2 protein-coding genes are annotated in these 1,831 nt (G+C 70.3%); both read left to right on the top strand.

The window, feature by feature from the left end:
• Positions 1-4: 4 nt before the first annotated feature.
• Positions 5-844 carry a TIM barrel protein gene (locus tag ADL22_RS13830; protein ID WP_066977949.1) on the top strand — a complete coding sequence of 280 codons (840 nt, stop codon included), beginning with the start codon at positions 5-7 and terminating at the stop codon, positions 842-844.
• A gap of 90 nt (positions 845-934) precedes the next feature.
• Entirely contained in the window at positions 935-1,831 is an 897-nt protein-coding gene (locus ADL22_RS13825) for a 2-hydroxy-3-oxopropionate reductase (RefSeq protein ID WP_066977945.1), read from the top strand.

Genomic DNA, 1,831 nt, shown 5'->3' with positions numbered 1-1,831 from the left:
CCCTATGGGTTTCACGGACACGCGCTTCAACGTCAACCTGTCGATCCTGTTCACCGAGCTTCCGTTGCTGGAGCGGCCGGCGGCCGCGAAGGCGGCGGGTTTCACGGCGGTGGAGCTGTGGTGGCCGTGGGTGGACGCCCCCACCCCGGAGCGGGCGGAGCTGGACGCGCTGCGCGACGCCCTGCGCGATGCGGGCACGCGGCTGACGGGCCTGAACTTCTACGCCGGGCAGCTGCCGGGCCCGGACCGGGGCGCCCTGTCGGTCCCGGGCGAGGAGTCGGAGAAGTTCCGCGCGAACGTGCCGGTGGCGATCGAGTTCGCGACCTCGCTGGGGTGCACGACGTTCAACGCCCTGTACGGCAACCGCGTCGAGGGCGCCACGCCGGAGGAGCAGGACGCGCTGGCGCTGGAGAACCTCGTCTTCGCCGCCCGTGCGGTGGGTGAGGTGGACGGGACGCTGCTGATCGAGGCGCTGAATGCGCCGGAGTCGCCGAAGTGCCCGATCGTCTCGGCGCCGAAGGCGATCGAGGTCGTCGACGCGGTCAACGCCGCCACCGGCCTGGACAACGCCCGCTTCCTGATGGACCTGTACCACCTGTCCATGAACGGCGAAGACCTGGAGGCGGTCATCGACCGCTACACGGCCAAGACCGCGCATGTGCAGATCGCCGACAACCCCGGCCGCGGCGCCCCGGGCACCGGTTCGCTGGACTTCTCCGCGCTGCTGGACCGGCTGAAGAAGAACGGCTACGACGGCTACGTCGGCCTGGAGTACAAGCCCGGCGACGCCCCGAGCGCCGCCTCGTTCGCCTGGCTGCCGGCCCCGCTGCGCGCGGCGCGCTGAAGCTTTCGGCAGCGGCACCGGCACAGGTGATGTGCGGTGTCCGCTGACGCCGTCCCCCCCTTTTGTTTTGAGTGTGAAAGAGGCTTTTCGATGAGCAACCTGCCGAAGATCGCATGGATCGGGCTGGGCATCATGGGTTCGCCCATGGCCGAGAACCTGCTCAAGGCCGGTTACGCGGTGACCGGCTTCACCCTGGAGGCCGACAAGCTCCAGCGCCTGGCCGACGCCGGCGGCACCGCCGCCGCCTCCATCGCCGAAGCGGTCGCCGACGCCGACGTCATCGTCACCATGGTCCCGGCGTCCCCGCAGGTCGAGGCCATCGCCTACGGCCCCGAGGGCATCCTGGAGAACGCCAAGTCCGGCGCGCTGCTGATCGACATGTCCTCGATCACCCCGCAGACCTCCATCGACCTGGCCAAGAACGCCGCCGCCAAGGGCATCCGGGTCCTCGATGCCCCGGTCTCCGGTGGCGAGGCCGGCGCCATCGAGGCCGTCCTGTCGATCATGGTCGGCGGCGACCAGGCCGACTTCGAGACCGCCAAGCCGATCTTCGAGGCGCTGGGCAAGACCATCGTGCTGTGCGGTCCGCACGGCTCGGGGCAGACGGTCAAAGCCGCCAACCAGCTGATCGTCGCGGTCAACATCCAGGCGTGCGCCGAGGCCGTGGTCTTCCTGGAGAAGTCCGGCGTCGACCTCGCCGCCGCGCTGGACGTCCTCAACGGCGGCCTGGCCGGCTCGACGGTGCTGGCGCGGAAGAAGGACAACTTCAAGAACCGGGACTTCAAGCCCGGGTTCCGGATCGACCTGCACCACAAGGACATGGGCATCGTCACCGACGCCGCCCGCACCGTCGGCGCCGCCCTGCCGGTCGGCTCGGTGGTCGCCAACCTGGTGGCCTCGCTGCGGGCGCAGGGCGACGGCGGCCTGGACCACTCCGCCCTCCTCCGCGGCGTCGAGCGCCTCTCCGGATACGACCTCAAGGGCTGA

It is taken from the genome of Streptomyces sp. NRRL F-4489, assembly GCF_001509485.1.
Lineage (GTDB): Bacteria > Actinomycetota > Actinomycetes > Streptomycetales > Streptomycetaceae > Streptomyces.
This window is presented reverse-complemented; position numbering and strand designations above follow the sequence as displayed.

What these genes read in the sequence shown, in the direction of transcription:
- ADL22_RS13830 (WP_066977949.1), top strand. Translation starts at nt 5, where the DNA reads ATGGGTTTCACGGACACGCGCTTCAACGTCAACCTGTCGATCCTGTTC.
- ADL22_RS13825 (WP_066977945.1), top strand. Translation starts at nt 935, where the DNA reads ATGAGCAACCTGCCGAAGATCGCATGGATCGGGCTGGGCATCATGGGT.